This is a genomic window from Haemophilus sp. SZY H8, assembly GCF_018829755.1.
GTDB lineage: Bacteria > Pseudomonadota > Gammaproteobacteria > Enterobacterales > Pasteurellaceae > Haemophilus > Haemophilus haemolyticus_K.
On the sequence record NZ_JAHKJY010000001.1, the window covers coordinates 313288 to 329776 of the forward strand.

The 16489-nt window shown below is 37.8% G+C and carries 13 protein-coding genes; 3 read left to right on the forward strand and 10 right to left on the reverse strand.

Annotation, left to right across the window (positions count from 1 at the left end; genetic code table 11):
* Positions 1-15: 15 nt before the first annotated feature.
* Complete coding sequence (prc, locus tag KKW16_RS01535) at positions 16-2091, reverse strand: carboxy terminal-processing peptidase (protein WP_215767844.1); 2076 nt, start codon at positions 2089-2091, stop codon at positions 16-18.
* Positions 2092-2117: 26 nt separating this feature from the next.
* Positions 2118-2756 (reverse strand): RNA chaperone ProQ, encoded by a 639-nt coding sequence (proQ, locus tag KKW16_RS01540; protein WP_215767845.1) that lies wholly within the window; start codon positions 2754-2756, stop codon positions 2118-2120.
* Positions 2757-2935: 179 nt separating this feature from the next.
* Here proQ and KKW16_RS01545 point away from each other — a divergent pair, with 179 nt between their 5' ends.
* Positions 2936-4186 carry a PqiA/YebS family transporter subunit gene (locus KKW16_RS01545; RefSeq protein ID WP_215767846.1) on the forward strand — a complete coding sequence of 417 codons (1251 nt, stop codon included), beginning with the start codon at positions 2936-2938 and terminating at the stop codon, positions 4184-4186.
* On the forward strand, positions 4170-6812 hold the full coding sequence (locus KKW16_RS01550; protein ID WP_065264642.1) for a PqiB family protein: 2643 nt from the start codon (positions 4170-4172) through the stop codon (positions 6810-6812). The genes KKW16_RS01545 and KKW16_RS01550 overlap by 17 nt, the downstream gene beginning before the upstream one ends.
* Before the next feature lie 43 nt (positions 6813-6855).
* Here the strand turns inward: KKW16_RS01550 and KKW16_RS01555 are convergent, their stop codons facing one another.
* The 3 genes from KKW16_RS01555 to lptF all read right to left on the reverse strand — a co-directional run bounded on the left by KKW16_RS01555 (position 6856) and on the right by lptF (position 9961).
* Positions 6856-7698 (reverse strand): patatin-like phospholipase family protein, encoded by an 843-nt coding sequence (locus KKW16_RS01555; protein WP_111407453.1) that lies wholly within the window; start codon positions 7696-7698, stop codon positions 6856-6858.
* An 86-nt stretch (positions 7699-7784) separates the two neighbouring features.
* Positions 7785-8861, reverse strand: coding sequence for an LPS export ABC transporter permease LptG (lptG, locus tag KKW16_RS01560; protein WP_106013352.1), 1077 nt, complete (start codon positions 8859-8861; stop codon positions 7785-7787).
* 5 nt (positions 8862-8866) lie between these two features.
* Positions 8867-9961 carry an LPS export ABC transporter permease LptF gene (gene lptF / locus KKW16_RS01565; RefSeq protein WP_106013353.1) on the reverse strand — a complete coding sequence of 365 codons (1095 nt, stop codon included), beginning with the start codon at positions 9959-9961 and terminating at the stop codon, positions 8867-8869.
* Positions 9962-10068: 107 nt separating this feature from the next.
* Between lptF and KKW16_RS01570 the strand changes: the two genes are divergently transcribed.
* Positions 10069-11544 (forward strand): leucyl aminopeptidase, encoded by a 1476-nt coding sequence (locus KKW16_RS01570; protein WP_106013354.1) that lies wholly within the window; start codon positions 10069-10071, stop codon positions 11542-11544.
* A gap of 138 nt (positions 11545-11682) precedes the next feature.
* On the opposite strand, the gene modC is transcribed toward KKW16_RS01570, so the two are convergent.
* From modC to KKW16_RS01595, 5 genes are all read right to left on the reverse strand, one after another.
* Positions 11683-12738 carry a molybdenum ABC transporter ATP-binding protein ModC gene (gene modC / locus KKW16_RS01575; protein WP_106013355.1) on the reverse strand — a complete coding sequence of 352 codons (1056 nt, stop codon included), beginning with the start codon at positions 12736-12738 and terminating at the stop codon, positions 11683-11685.
* Positions 12725-13453: a molybdate ABC transporter permease subunit gene (modB, locus tag KKW16_RS01580; protein WP_164994203.1), complete on the reverse strand. Its 729-nt coding sequence runs from the start codon at positions 13451-13453 to the stop codon at positions 12725-12727. The genes modC and modB overlap by 14 nt, the downstream gene beginning before the upstream one ends.
* 134 nt (positions 13454-13587) lie before the next feature.
* Positions 13588-14352, reverse strand: a complete 765-nt coding sequence (modA, locus tag KKW16_RS01585; protein ID WP_065264636.1) for a molybdate ABC transporter substrate-binding protein — start codon at positions 14350-14352, stop codon at positions 13588-13590.
* Positions 14353-14474: 122 nt separating this feature from the next.
* Complete coding sequence (locus tag KKW16_RS01590; protein WP_164994204.1) at positions 14475-14648, reverse strand: DUF5363 family protein; 174 nt, start codon at positions 14646-14648, stop codon at positions 14475-14477.
* Positions 14645-16489, reverse strand: a complete 1845-nt coding sequence (locus KKW16_RS01595; protein WP_065264635.1) for a tRNA(Met) cytidine acetyltransferase TmcA — start codon at positions 16487-16489, stop codon at positions 14645-14647. Before KKW16_RS01595 ends, KKW16_RS01590 begins: the two co-directional genes overlap by 4 nt.

A 16489-nucleotide genomic window follows, 5' to 3' on the forward strand; every position in this document is an offset into this window, starting at 1 on the left:
GCGGTTAAAATAATTTTATTTTTTCTCTTCTACTGTTTCTGTTGGTTTCTGAGTTTCTTTGCCAACATCTTGCCCAGTTGAATTCAACATAACAAAATCTGCAGCCATTTTTTCCGCCTCTTTTAAGAAGAAATCTGGCGCTTCATAATCTTTCGGTAAATCATCAATATCATTTAATGCTTTTTTGCCTTCGCGTTTAAAACGCTCATTAATATCTTTTAAACGTCTTGCATCGTCTTTGTCATTTTCAGCTTTACGCGTTTGATAATTCAACGATAAGAATTTGCGATCACGGCGCTCATTACGGATTTTTAAATCTTCATTCAATGCGATAAACTCAGGATCTTTAGCAATACGCTCAAGATGTTTTTTATTTAATATATCAACATCTTTGCGGGCATTACCAACCTCAGTATAAATTGCAGATGGAATTTTATCCCATGGCAATGCATTATCTTCTTTATCTTCGCCGTACTCTTTCGCATCGATAATTTCAGGGAAATTAATATCTGCAGCAACGCCTTTTAACTGAGTTGAACCACCATTAATACGATAGAACTTTTGAATCGTATACTGTAATAAACCTAATGGTGTTTGATCTAAATCATAGGTAAAATTTAATGAGCGACTTTGCTGAACTGTACCTTTACCAAAAGTATTTTGACCAATAATAATACCACGATTGTAATCTTGCATTGCGGCAGCAAAAATCTCAGATGCTGATGCACTATAACGATTAATCATCACCAATAAAGGGCCTTTATATTGCTGTGCAGAATCATCATCTTCATGTACCCGAATACGCTGATAAGCATCTCTTACTTGAACTACAGGCCCATCTGTAATAAACAGACCACTTAATGCAACAGCCTCTGTTAATGCGCCACCACCGTTCTCACGCAAATCAACAATTAAAGCATCCGCCTTCTGATTTTCTATATTAGTGAGTAATTTTTTTACATCACTTGTTAAACCGATATAAAAACCTGGAATTTTAATCACTGCAATATTTTTACCATCAATTTTATTCATGGTTAATTTTGCAGCTTGATCTTCAATACGAACTTTATCACGTACTAAAGTAATAATACGGGATTTTCCACCTTTAGACGGTTCAATTTCCAACCGCACTTTTGTGCCTTTTTTACCCTTAATTTTCTCAACAATATCTTCTAAACGCCAGCCAACGATATCTTCAATCTCGCCTGTTGCTTGCCCCACACCAATAATTTTATCTCCAGGATGTAATTTTTTGCTTTTTTCAGCTGGTGCGCCAGGAACAAGCGACTTGATGCTTGTTTCATCATCTTCTGATTGTAAAGTTGCCCCAATCCCCTCAAGAGAAAGATTCATGCTTTCGTTAAAACTTTTCGCTGTTCTTGGTGCAAGATAGCTTGTATGCGGATCAATTTCGCGAGCAAATGCATTTAAATAAGTTTGAAGAATGTCATCTGCCTTCGTTTGAGTTAAGCGGCGAATTGCCAAATTATAACGTTTAGTGAGTTTTGACTTAATTTCTGACCATTTTTTATCTTTTAATTTAAGATTGATAATGTCATTTTTTACTCTTTCTTCCCAAAGTTTGTTAGCTTCCTCTTCGGTTTTCGGAAATGCTGCTTTTTCACGATCAATTTCAATTTGATCCTGACCATTCAAATTAGGCTCTTTATCTAATAAAGACAACGCATAAGCATAACGTTCATAACGACGCTTCATCATTACATTATAAATATCAAAAGCAGCAGAAAGATCACCTTGATTTAACTGATCATCCAACTTAGAGCCATATTTTTGACGAAGTTCATCTACATCAGATTGCAAAAAGGTGTTATGGCTAAAATCAATATTTTTGATATAACGATCAAAAATCTTCTCAGAAAAAGCATCATCCAATGAGATCTTTCGATAATGCGATTGGGTCAATCGAGTCGTTGCACGCTTAGTCGCCAACTGATTCTCTTCGCTTGCTGTTGGAATAGTAATATCGCTCAGTTTTAATTTAGGCTGCACAGCAAAAGCAGGCACAGAGCCGATTAACAATGCCGATAACAATGCGCTAGTAATCACATTTTTTGAAATATTAGATCTCATAACCTTTCCCGAGTAGAATTAAATCATTACGCAAATAAACGATCTGCAGCTACGCTCATAACCAAACCGTTTTCAAGCTCAACACGTGCTGAATCTTTTAGCACTTCCACTACTGTTGCTTTTTTCGCATGATCGCCAGCTTTCACTTTCACCACCGAACCAACAGAAATTTGTGAAAAATCAACCGCACTTAGTGACGGCTTATTGAAATGTTTAGCATTTTTATTTGCAGGTTTACGCGGGCGTTGTTTTTGTTGTGCTTTTTTCGCTGCAGCCTCTGCTTTACGTTTTTCAGCAACACGCGCTTTAGCATCTGCAAGCTGTTGAGCTGCATGGATTACATGTTCCGCTTCTAATACTCCGGCTGGATTACCTTGTAAATCTACGCGCACAGCACCTTCGCGACAGCCATGTAAATAACGCCAATTTGATGTGTATTGACGAAGAGCCTGACGCAACTGAGTTTTGCTTACACGCTCATCATCTTGTAATGCTTCCGCTAAATCTTGGAACAGACCAATTTTTAATGGTTTTGCTTCGCCTTCTAAAATAAAGCAAAGAGGGAATTTTTCAGCCAAATACGCAATAATATCTTTTGTATTGGTTAATTTTTGTGAATTTACTTGCGCATCAGTGGTCTGAACGCCAGATTGAGAATCAGTCATGTTAGTTATCCTAGGGTAAATATAAACCGACTTAGTTTATCGCACTTTTTACAAAATTTACAATGAATCAAAACATTGTGAATAAATTTCGCACAAAAATAGCCAAGATCACTTCCCATATATACTTAAACAAGGCTAAAATGGGCCGTTTTTAACAACCGAATAAAAGATAATCTTTCGTGCAAGAATCAAACCTCACACAAAAATCATTTCAAATTATAAAATGCGAAGAATGTGATGCTAGCGTAGAAACACCTTTAATATTAAATAAAGATGAACAAGCTGAATGTCCACGTTGCCATCATCATTTAGCGACAGGTGGGCGTTGGTCTGTTCATCGTTGCGCTATGGTTGCTTTATCGATCCTTATTTTGATACCATTTGCCTTGAGTTATCCCTTATTAAGTCTTCATCTATTAGGTGTCAAAATTGACGCATCTATTTGGGAAGGTATTTGGAAAATGTCAGTGGCAGGCTATGAATACACTGCCTTTATGGTGTTTATCTGTGCCGTTGTCATGCCTATTACCTTTGCAATTTTAGTCATCATGCTCTGGATTGCAAAAATTTTGCATATTAAACCACGTAGTGTTTTGCTTTTTTTAGGTTATATAAAACCTTGGGTTATGTTTGATGTATATTTAGTCGCACTAGGCGTAACGATGTTCAAAGTACGTGAATATGCAACACTGGAAATTAATGTTTATTTAATTCCCTTTATTTTCACCGCACTTTTGACAACCTTACTTTTTATCAAATTAAACCTTAAAGCATTGTGGAAAGAGTTTTATCCAGAAAATGAACCAGCTTATGATGCCAACAACATTGAATTATGTGATGCTTGTAACTATACATTTTCAAAAAATGGGATTCATTACGATAAAAAGAACAACCCACGATGTCCGCGCTGTTTATCGCCTGTTCATATTTCAGATAATATTAAGTTACAACGCACTTGGGCAAGTTTAATTGCTGGGATTATTATGCTTTTCCCTGCAAATTTATTACCCATATCAGGCATTTATTTAACAGGCTCTCTCTCTGAAGATACATTAATATCTGGTGTAATTTCTTTTGTGAACATGGGCAGTTATTTTGTTGCTTTCGTGGTATTCTTTGCGAGTATTTTTGTCCCAATCAGTAAAGCTGCAATTTTACTTTATTTACTAAGTTGTGTTCATTTTAAATGGCGACACTCTATTAAATGGCAAATACGTTTATTGCATATTGTGCATTTCGTTGGGCGCTGGTCTATGCTCGATTTATTTGTATTAGCCTTAATGATGTCTCTAGTAACACGCGGTGAAATTATTAATTTTACCGTTGGTCCTGGCGCATTTTACTTCGGCGCTGCCGTATTTTGCAGCATGATTTCAACCTCACAATTTGATAGTCGATTAATTTGGAAAATTTATGACAGAGAAAAATAGTTCTTCAATGAAAGATCAACATACAGAAATGACAGCGGCAGTACGAAAAACTCGTCGTATTTCTCCATTTTGGTTACTTCCCTTTATTGCATTATGTATTGGGGCAATTTTATTCTTCCAAATTGTTAAGGAGCGTGGCACAAGCATCACGATTACCTTCACCAATGGTTCTGGTATCGTTGCGGATAAAACACAAGTTCGCTACCAAGGTTTGCAAATTGGTGTGGTGAAAAAAGTAAATTTCACAGATAACATGCAAAAAGTGGAAGTTGTTGCCAATATCAATCCTGAAGCGTCAAGTATTTTGCGTAAAAATACAAAATTCTGGCTTGTTCAACCAAATGTTTCACTTGCAGGAATTTCAGGTTTAGATTCTCTCGTATCAGGCAATTACATCACTCTTCAACCAGGTGATGGCGATCACGAAAACGAATTTATTGCGGAAGAACAGGGCCCAATTGCCCAAGTTTCGCCTGGAGATTTATTGATTCACTTAATTTCTGATGATTTAGGCTCAATTTCTATCGGTGCATCTGTCTATTTTAAAAAATTACCTGTAGGAAAAATTTACGATTACCGCATTAATAAAGACAATAAAGTGCAAATAGATGTGGTGATTGATAAAGCCTATGCACAGTTTGTGAAAAAAGATTCACGTTTTTGGAACATCAGTGGCATTAACGCTAACATTAGCCCGTCAGGCTTAAATCTAAATGTAGAAAGTTTAAATTCGGTTGTACAAGGTGCCGTTTCTTTTGACTCTCCAGCTGACAGCCCAAAAGCAGATGAAAATAGCCATTTCACGCTCTATACCAATTTAAAAGCAGCAAAACGTGGGATTGAAGTCAACGTAAATATCCCTGCATCTGCGGGTCTCGTTGCAGGACAGACCGAAGTTTATTCTCAAGACAATCCTATCGGGATTCTTTCTAAAATAAGTGCGGTTGAAAATAACGATGAAATTTTAGAAGGCAGTTTATTGATAGATCCAAACCAAGCCTCCTTATTTAAAGCGAATAGCAAAATCGTACTTCGTAATAAAAAAACGGATCTTGGTAATTTAGCAGATCCAAAAAAATTCTTTCGTGGCGAATATTTTGATGTCATTGCTGGAGATGGTGAAACTAAGCATCAATTTGATGTCATTAAAGAAAATGAGTTATTACTCAATACACCTAATACATTAGTTTTAACACTCACTGCACCAGAAAATTATGGTGTAAGTGAAGGGCAAAATGTGTTTTATAACAACATGCCAATCGGACAAATTGTTTCACAAAAAGTGGATGTAAATGGTGTGCAATTTAAGGCAGCAATTGCATCCGAATATCGTAATTTAATTCACGAAAACACACAATTTGTCGCAGCAACTAACTTTGATATCAGCCTTGGATTAGACGGATTGCGTTTTGAGTCCGCTACACCAGAAAAATGGTTACAAGGTGGCGTACGAGTACTAACAAAACAAGGTCTGGGAAAAGCTAAAAATAGCTATCCGCTTTATCAAAATATTAGTAATGCTGAACATGGGATTATAGGAAATATTCTTACGCCAACGATAACCTTACACACCCAAACATTACCAAGCATTGATAAAGGATCTCTCGTACTATATCGTCAATTTGAAGTGGGGAAAATTTTAAATATTAAACCTAAAACTAATAGCTTTGATGTAGAGGTTTATATTTATCCCGCCTATCAACATTTGTTGACAGATAAAAGCCGATTTTGGGTAGAAAGTGCGGCAAAAATTGATATCACACCTAAAGGAATTAGCATTCAAGCGACACCACTTGCTCGTTCATTAAAAGGTGCGATTAGCTTTGATAATAGTGGTTCGGGCAATAATCGAACACTTTACGCGAATGAAAGTTATGCAAAATCCATCGGGCTTGCCATCACCTTAACAGCAGATGATGCAACCAATCTGAGTAAAGGGATGAGTCTGCGCTATTTGGGTTTAGATGTGGGGCAAATTGACAGTATTCAGCTTGATGCAAAATCTAAACGCATCACTGCAAAAGCGTTAATAAACCCAAATTATATGAATATGATTGCAAAAGAAGGTTCTAACTTTACGATTATCTCACCACAAATTTCAGCAGGTGGAATTGATAACCTTGATAGCTTATTACAACCTTATATCGATATTGAAATTGGGAATGGTAAACCAAAAACACAATTCAATTTAGCTCAAACAGCTCCACAACGTAATAAATTTAGTAATGGTACGCCATTTATTTTAGAAACACGTGATGCAATGAATTTAAGTGAAGGTTCACCAATTCTTTATCGAGGCGTAGAAGTGGGTACCGTGAAAAAATTTGAGCTTAACAGCCTTGGTGATCGCGTCTTAGTGCATATTGCAATCATACCGAAATATAGTCATCTTGTTCGACAAAATACAGAGTTTTGGATTGCATCAGGTTATGACTTCACCTTAGGCTGGAAAGGTGCGGCATTTAACACAGGAAGTGTTCAACAGTTGCTAAAAGGTGGTATTTCTTTCTCCACACCAGCAGAAAAAGAAATTCAACCACAGGCGCAGCCAAACAAACGTTTCTTGCTCCAAATAAAACGCCCAGAAGAAGTACAAACTTGGGGAAGTGGCGCATTACCACAGTAAATAAAAAATGGATTAAACGGTAAAAGGTTTAATCCATTTTTTATTATCGATTTAAATAGTCCAATAAGTTTTTCCACTGTAATTGCATATCTTTTATACCCAACTCATACATTGCCTGCAATTTATTGGGATCTTTTTCAATGCGCTTAATCTTCAAATCAACAGAAGGTCGAATAACAAAAATATCGCCTTCTTCTGCTAACTTAATCACATTTTCAACTTGTTGATTATACATGGCATAACGCTGATTTACGGCATCTGCAAAATGTGGATAACGTCGATAAAACCATTTGGCAATCCAAGTCATTGGCTTAGATTTTCTATAATCTAAAGTGCGGGTAAGAATGACAATGATTTTATCGTATCCTAACTTCTGCATTTGTTCGACAGGAATAGAATCCGCAATAGCGCCATCCAAATAAGGAATCCCGTCTATCTCAACAGGACGAGAAACATAAGGCATGGCGGAGGTAGCACGCAACACCTCCATTTGGGCCAAAGGATCTATTAATTTGACATATTCTGCTTGCGCAGTTTGTAAGTTAGTTACAGCTACATAAAAATCGATATCTGATTCTTTAAACGTTTTATTATCAAACACATCATATTTGAAAGGTACTTCATAAAAAGCAAAATCTTTATTCACGATATTGCCTGTGCTCACCAAACTTTTAAAACTGATATAACGCTTATCTGATATAAATTTCTTGTTGTAACGAATTGCCCGCCCTTTTTGCCGAGAAGGATAATTAACCCCAAACAATGCACCTGCAGAAACAGAAATGATACCATCAACCCCAAAATCTTTATCTAAGAAGGTATCTAGTACACCCGCGGTGTACATGCCTCGCATCGCCCCACCTTCTAATACTAAGCCAATTTTCATTGATTTTTTAACTTCTTCCATTTGAAAACAACACATAAAAATATTGCGTGCCATTACTGAACACGCAATTATTTGAATAATCTGGATTAATCCCGCTTCCGACTCAGCAACCACCAAATCATCACAATAAATAGCAAACTTGGCATTAGCGCACCGAAAACAGCAGGCATGTTATAAACAACGCTCATTTGTCCGAAAATTTCATTTACTACATAAAACAAAAATCCAAAAAAGATGCCCGTTACAATTCTTGCTCCTGCAGTCACACTACGTAGCGATCCAAAAATAAAAGATAATGCCAATAACATCATTACGCCAACAGATACAGGTTGGAAAATTTTCCGCCAGAATGTGAGTTCAAAGCGACTCACATCCTGACCTGTTTCACGTAAAAATGAAATGTAATTATACAAACCTGAAATAGACAGTGATGTAGGACGTAAAGAAACAGCACCTAATTTATCTGGCGTTAAATTTGTTTCCCATTTTTCCGATAAGCGATTACTTGTCGTGATTTCATCTTTGCTAATCATAGAATGGTTCACTTGACGTAAGGTCCATTTACTTTCATCTTCCGAATAACTTGCTTGGTTAGCATGTTTCAACTCCGTCAAATTACGATGCTGATCAAAAGTATAAATATAAATATCGTTTAATTTTGCGTCATCAGTAACACGTCGAACAAACACAAAATTATTACCATCTTTTGCCCAAACCCCATTTTTCATCGAAAGCATTGAACCATCAGAAAGCGCTCGAGCACGCATATCACGTGCGAACTGTTCGGTTTGCGGAATCCCCCACTCACCAATCACCATCGTTAATAAAACTAACGGTAATGCGGTTTTCATCACAGCCATACCAATTTTAAAACGAGAAAACCCTGCGGCTTGCATCACAACGAGTTCACTTCGACTCGCAAGATTACCTAAAGCCATTAGCGCACCAAGCAATGCTGCCATAGGAAAGAAAGTTTCAATATCTTTTGGAATAGTTAAGCCAGTAAAAGCCACCGCTTGCCAAATATCATAGGTGCCTTTACCTACGCTACGAAATTGTTCCACAAATTTGATAATGGCAGAGAGCCCAACCAATGTAAGCAAAGTAGCAAAAATTGATCCAAGAATACTTTTTCCAATATAACGATCGAGGGTATTCATCATTTTGCTTATCCTTTTCTACTGAATAAATGGCGGAATTTATACATGGCAGCGCTATCCCAACCGTTTAACACTATACCAAGCAACAAAAAGCCAATATTAACAAGAGGCATAAAAATAGCAGCATCTAATTTTCCTGCTGCCCCCGCAGATTTAAAGGAACTTTGTAATAAGAAATAAATTAAATAAAGTAAAAGTGCGGGTAAAATTTTGGCAAATCTACCTTGTCGAGGATTTACACGACTTAATGGCACAGCAATTAACGCCATGAGTGGAACAGCTAGGATTAATGTAATACGCCAATGCAATTCAGACTTCGCCGAAGGAGAATCTAAACCGATAAGTTGAGACAATGTTAATTCTGCGACTTCATCATTCGTATTTTCTGTTTCCTGATGACCTAAATAGGCTTGATATTCATCAAAATGCGTAATGCGAAAATCTGGTAAAACAGACGTGCCTTCAACTCGTTGGGTATTTTGTAAATTCAGAATTTGATCGCCATTTGGCAGCGCTTTTAATTCGCCTTTTTCAGCAGTTACGACAGATGGTTTCGTTTGCCCTTTTGGCGCAGTTTGGAACAAATACACGTCATTAATTTGATTTCCCTTGATACTATCAATAAATAAAACAAAATTGTTGTTATTCGTTGCTATAAACTGACCAGAAGCAAGCGCCCCCATTGTTGGATTCGCTTTTGCATCTTCCACAATTTCAGCTTGTTTTTGAATTGACCAAGGCGAAAGCCATAAGACGTTATAAGCAGCAAGTCCCGCAGTAACCAATGAAAGCATTAACGCCACACGCACTAAAACACGTTGCCCGACACCACAAGCACGCATCACCGTTATTTCACTTTCAGCGTAAAGACGACCAAAAGTGAGTAAAATCGCAATAAACAAACATAATGGCAACATTAATTGTGCCATAGCCGGCATGCCTAGCCCAAGCAAGGAAAATACCAAATCCGCTGGTACTTTACCATTAGCCGCAGATCCCAGTACGCGCACTAACTGCTGAGAGAAAAAAATCAGCAATAAAATGAACAAAATGGCGACTTGGCTCTTAAATACTTCTTTCGTTAAATATCGAATTAAAATCATCTTATTTCGTTTGTTTTTCTAAATCTAAAACGGGGGAAAACTGGATAAAATCGGTCGCGTATGATACCTTATTTTCGCTGAATTAAACAGAAATTTAAGGACATCAAATGAAATATCAAGCAAAAAACACCGCACTTTCTCAAGCCAGTGATTGCATTGTTTTAGGCATATATGAGAACAATGAATTTTCAAAAAGTTTTCATGAAATCGATCAATTAACCCAAGGCTATTTAAACGATTTAGTGAAATCAGGTGAGCTAAGTGGCAAATTAGCCCAAACTGTTTTACTTCGTGATCTTCAAGGTTTGGCTGCCAAACGCCTATTAATCGTTGGCTGTGGCAAAAAAGGAGAACTCTCCGAGCGCCAATATAAACAAATCATCCAAGCTGTATTAAAAACACTAAAAGAAACCAACGCACATGAAGTCGTTTCTTATTTAACTGAAATTGAATTAAAAGATCGCGATCTTTATTGGAATATCCGCTTTGCCATTGAAACGATTGAACACACCAATTATCAATTTGATCATTTCAAATCTCAAAAAGCAGAAGCCTCTGTTTTAGAATCGTTCATCTTTAATACGGATTGTGAGAAAGCACAACAGGCTATTGCTCATGCCAATGCGATTAGCTCAGGTATAAAAGCCGCACGCGACATCGCAAATATGCCACCCAATATCTGCAACCCAGCTTATCTTGCTGAGCAAGCAAAAAATTTGGCAGAAAATTCTACCGCACTTTCTTTGAACGTCGTGGATGAAGAAGAAATGTCAAAACTTGGAATGAATGCTTATCTTGCCGTCTCAAAAGGCTCTGAAAACCGTGCTTACATGTCTATTTTGACATTCAATAATGCACCAAATAAAAACGCCAAACCCATTGTACTTGTAGGCAAAGGATTAACCTTTGATGCAGGCGGTATTTCACTTAAACCTGCTGCTGACATGGATGAAATGAAATATGACATGTGTGGTGCAGCCTCTGTCTTCGGCACAATGAAAGCCATTGCAGAGTTGAATTTGCCATTAAACGTTATTGGTGTTTTAGCAGGTTGTGAAAATCTGCCTGATGGCAATGCTTATCGCCCAGGCGATATTCTCACTACCATGAACGGTTTAACCGTAGAAGTGCTCAACACCGATGCAGAAGGTCGCTTAGTCCTTTGTGATGCTCTTACTTATGTTGAACGTTTTGAACCTGAGCTTGTTATTGATGTCGCAACCTTGACGGGTGCTTGTGTAGTTGCCCTTGGTCAACACAATAGCGGCTTAGTTTCTACAGATAACGATCTCGCCAATGCACTACTCCAAGCCGCAACAGAAACCACAGACAAAGCATGGCGTTTACCATTAAGCGAAGAATATCAAGAACAACTTAAATCGCCTTTTGCTGATCTTGCCAACATTGGCGGGCGCTGGGGTGGCGCAATTACTGCCGGTGCATTTTTGTCTAACTTCACGAAAAAATATCGCTGGGCACATTTAGACATCGCAGGTACGGCTTGGCTACAAGGCGCAAATAAAGGCGCAACTGGCCGTCCTGTTTCGCTATTAACACAATTTTTGATTAATCAGGTTAAATAAAATATGTATGAAAATAACCGCACTTTTAAAAAGTGCGGTTATCCAAGAATACCGAGGAGCGTATTAATTTGAAAAACGGTGAATATATCGATTATTCACCGTTATCAATAACATTTAACAGTCAATAAGACGTGATATTCACATCACCGACACCGCTTTAATTTGAACATAGACATCCTGCCCAACAGCAAAACGCAGTTCATTTTGCGCCCATTTACTGATACTTGCCCAAATCTTATGCCCTTCCACTAATACGGCAAGATCCACTCGAGAATCTTGTATCTCAATTTGTGCAACTTGGCCAGGTAAAATATTACGAATGCTTGTTTGTTCTGGCTTTTTCAGTGTGATAGAAACATCTGAACTATAAATACAAACTCGCACTCGCTCGCCTACATTTGCAGGCACTTGATGAATCCAGAGCGCTTGTTCGTCTAACGAAAGTGCGGTCATTTTATAAGGTGGATTATGCAAATGAACGGGCAAGGCAAGTACACTACTCTGTTCGCTTTCCCCTTTCCAAGGGGCAAAAATAGGACTATTCCAAATTTTTTCTACGCTGTCATAGGCTTTCACAATGCCGTTTTCCATCAGTACAACGCGATCAGCTAAACGCAACAGTTCGTCCAAGCTATGTGTAACATATAAAATCGGGATATTAATTTCTTTAGAAAGACGTTCCAAATATTGCATTAGCTCGCGTTTACGGGGAACATCAAGGGCAGAAAGTGGTTCATCCATCAGTAAAATATCAGGATCAGTCAGCAGTGCCCGCCCGATTGCCACACGTTGTTTCTCTCCGCCAGAAAGCGTAAGCGGATAACGCTTTAATAAGTGAGTAATCCCGAGAAGATCGACAATATAATTAAAATCATCTTGCGAGACATTTTTCATACCATAGCGCAAATTGCCTTTCACAGTATAGTGAGGAAATAAGCGCGCATCTTGGAACACATAGCCAATTTTACGCAAATGAGTCGGCAATGATTCTTGGGTTTCCCTATCTACTAAAGTGCGGTCATTTAAACGGATGAATCCTTCGTCTGGTTGTATCAAGCCACTGACGAGATTAATCAGCGATGTTTTGCCTGAACCAGACAAACCGAAAATGGCGGTTACACCTTGATCTGGCACTTGTATATTCGCTTGCAAGGCAAGTTGCCCGAGCTGTTTTTTCACATTAATCTGCAACATTTCCTTGTCCTAATTTTTTCTGCATTCGCTTGCTCAACCACTCTGACAATAGCAAAGAAATCAATGAAAGAATGATAGCAAATAAACATAACCGAGCAGTTTGTTCTTCTGCTCCCGGTGTTTGAATAAAAGAATACATCGCAAGGGGAATCGTTTGAGTTTCGCCTGCAATGTTCGACACAAAGGTTATAGTCGCGCCAAATTCCCCCAATGATCGTGCAAAACCAAGCACCAGCCCAGCTAAAACCCCAGGTAAAGAAAGTGGCAAGGTTATTGTAAAAAATACACGCCAAGCGGAAGCGCCAAGTGTTTGCGCTGCTTGCTCCAATTTAATATCAATATTTTCTAAAGAAAGTCGAATCGCACGAACAACCAATGGAAAGGCAACCACTGCAGAGGAAAGCACCGCCCCCTTCCAACTAAAACCAAAAGATAAGCCAAACCACTGATATAAATACTTGCCAATCAAACCATTGCGTCCCATTGCCACAAGTAGTAGATAACCGATAACCACAGGTGGCAACACTAAAGGCAAATGAATCACGCCAGTAATCAGAGATTTTCCATAGAAGTTTTTGCGCGCTAAAAGCCACGCCACAAAAATGGCTAAAGGCAAACTCCAAAGCATAGAACTGACGGCGACACTCAGGCTTAAATTAATCGCTGATATTTCCATTGGAGTCAGATTGAAAAATGAAAAAAATTGGGTAAGCAAAATGAATCCTTATCTGAGTAGCCTCTCTTTAAATTCCTTGTTTATGAGAATATCCCACATTAATGAGAGGTAAGATGCTCTATAATAACAAAAGGGCAGAAATATCCGCCCTTCATGACTATTAAGATTCTATCTTATTTTGCAGAGAAACCATACCCTACAAGCACTTTCTTCGCAGCATCTGATTCTAAATATTTTAAGAAGTCACGAGCATCCGTATTATCATGATCTTTCAAAATAGAAACGGGGTAAACAACTGGTTTATGGCTATCCGCAGGGAACACTGCAACCGTTTTAACTTGTTGGCTAATTTTTGCATCAGTGCTGTATACAATACCGTAAGGTGCTTCTGCACGTTCCACTAAAGCTAATGCACCACGCACATCTTTTGCACGCGCTAAACGATCTTGCACTTTATCCCATAAATTTAATTTAGTTAATGCTTCTTCTGCGTATTGACCCGCTGGTACGTGCGCAGGATCGCCAACAGATAAATAACTATCTTTTAATGTATTAATCCATTCGCCTTTTGCAATATCCACAGAATTTACCGCACTTTTTGCTGGTGCGATTAAGACTAAATCATTGCCCACTAACACTTTTTCAGTTTCTTTCACGGTTAAATCTTTTTCAGAAAGATATTTCATCCATTTATTGCTTGCAGAGACAAAAATATCTGCTGGCGCGCCTTCTTCAACTTGTTTTGCTAAAGTTGAAGAAGAAGCGAAAGAAAACACTACTTCATTTTTCGGGTTTTGTTTTGCGTAATCTTTTGCGACTTGTTGTAAAGCATCTGTCATTGAAGCCGCTGCAAATACAGTCACTTTAGCAGATGCTGCAAAAGAAAAGCCTAATCCAGCGATTAAAAGTGCGGTTGAAATTTTAGTTAATTTTTTCATGAATCATCTCCTATGATTATCGATATATAATTTATTATATATCAATTTTAATATATAAAGAAAGTAGCACATATAAAAAATAACTAATCATTTCAGGTGGTTCGCCGTATATAAAAAGGTATTTACTGATTAAATTTATCTTCTGTTTTCTTCAAATTACCATTTTCATTTTCTTTCGCTGACATAGGCACGCAGCTACAATTAGGTTGATCTAATCCCCATTCTTTAATGAAATTATCATATTTTTCAAGTGCACGTTTAAACCAGCCTTTTGGTTTCTCAATTTGTTCTGTCATAAAGTTCCTCGTTCTAAATATTGTTTAATTTCTAAACGTAGGCATTCTACGCCTTTTCTCTTGTTAATAGGAAGTTGTTTTTTTGTTAAATAAGCAGAAATTAATGGAAAATTTTCTTTGCCCGCTAATTTTAATAAACGCCTTATCACAGGAATGCTCGAAAATAAAGTGCGGTGGAAATTAGCGAAGTTTTTTAAGCTCACCCAATCTAACTCATCAAGCTGCCAATCAAGCTGATTTTGCTGAAAATTTATGGATAGCGGATGAAAAGATAAAGGGATATTACGCTGAAATTGTTTGTACGCAGTCTCAACTAAAGCCAATCCATCTTTAGAAATACCTTTAAGGGCAATCGCTGAATAACAACCACTACTCGCTTCTTGGTGCTCACCTAAATGTACCAAAACAAAACCGCACTTTTGCCAAAATTTTGCCAGTTCGTCGGTGTAGCCAAAACTCACCGAAAGAAAATCAACTTCTGAATTTTCCATAAATTTCATTAGATTTTGACCAATACCCTGTTTTTGCCAATTTGGCTGAACCGCGATACGAGAAATACGTAAAGATCGTAATTTACAGGCGTAGGATAAATTTTCATGGAAACATAATGCCTGTGGAACAAGATTCCCCTTCGGGCGGCGTTTGCCTTGTTGAATTTGAATAATCAACTCATCATCTGTCATATTTCCTTCTTCTAATGCCCAAATGGCACCGAGCAAATTCTGTTGATATTCGGCAAAATAAAAACGTTGATTTTCCCCATCAAGTAAACGGCGAAGATCAAGTGGCGACGTTCGATAATGCGCCAATGTCATTAAGCCATAAAAATCTGCAATATGATGAGGTTTTTGCACTTCTCGAATTTGATAAGGGAGATGAGGTCGAAAAGGAAATTGCTGAAACTCATCTTCAGCATTTAGTAACAAAAGATCATCAATAAAATGTTCTAACGGATCATTTTCTTGCCAACGTAGAGGCTGTTTAAGCTCAAAATGCTGAAAAGTACGGTGAATTTTTCGTTTAAATTTTAATTCGAAACCACGTCCCGTTCCTTCGTAGCTATGAATTGTTGTGCTGAAGACAATATGTTGAAAATATTGAGAATATTCTTGCAATAACGGCAATGGGATCATCGCTGCTTCATCTACGAGCAACCAAGCGGATTGACTAAAATCTGGTTCATTTTGTAACCGAATAGTCAGTTCATCTGGGGCGATAAATTCTATCTCTCGTTCTGAAAATTCAATAACCGAATACACCGCACTTTTATTCGGTGCGGTGAGATAAACTGGCGCTTGAATTTGATTAGCGAGCATCCCCAATAATGCGGATTTTCCTCTTCCCCGCTTGGCGGTTAGAAAATAAATATCCTGATCGGCCTGTAAAATATTCTCGATAATTTGTTGTTGCGCTAACGTAGCATTTTTATGAAGTTCGTTAGAATAAAAAACCGTAGGAAATTCAACCGCACTTTCCTCTCTCAAAATGGGGAAATGATAGCGTTCAATGCACTGTTTGAAATGATCAATAAAATTAGGCGTGGCGATTGTTGACTGATTTCCATTCCAACGTAAACTATCTTGATCAAGTTGCAAAGATAAATTTTCCCAATCAGATAACACTAAACAAAGTGTACCGCCTATTTTCAGTGTTCCAGCGGCAATAGCTAGCGCTTCAAGATGAATGCCATTTCGTCCATCAAATAAAATATGTTCAAATTCTTGTCCGAGCAAATTCGTTGCTTTAGAAAAAGCAACGCCGCTTTCACCAATAATGAATACGTTATCAGGCACAAGCGGCAAAGTTTTTCTGATTAAAATTTGAAGCTGGCGAAATGGCAT